The sequence below is a fragment of the Stenotrophomonas sp. SrG genome (genome assembly GCF_050031795.1).
Classification (GTDB): Bacteria; Pseudomonadota; Gammaproteobacteria; order Xanthomonadales; family Xanthomonadaceae; genus Stenotrophomonas; species Stenotrophomonas rhizophila_A.
Map to the genome: position 1 here is coordinate 1 of NZ_JBNBBE010000679.1, position 248 is coordinate 248.

At 71.8% G+C, this 248-nt stretch carries 1 protein-coding gene; it reads right to left on the reverse strand.

Annotated features, from left to right (window positions below):
- On the reverse strand, positions 1-248 hold a 248-nt coding region (locus tag ACQG3P_RS21290), incomplete at both ends, for a hypothetical protein (RefSeq protein ID WP_426806163.1).

Genomic DNA, 248 nt, shown 5'->3' on the forward strand with positions numbered 1-248 from the left:
AGCGATAGCTGTTGGACGATGAGTCGGCGAAGGACAACAGCCGCGCCACGAGGCGTAGGTCGCGGTCGGCGTCGGCGATTTCCAGCGGCGCCAGGTGGGTCAGGGCCAGCACCCGCTCGCCACGGCGCACCTCGCCACGTTCAATCACCCGCGGTGCGCGCCGGGTCGCCGGGCGCACCTGGTCCGGATCGAACAGCACCACCCCGGCCGGCGTGCCGCCGTCGATGTGGTTGCTGGCCGTGCGCACA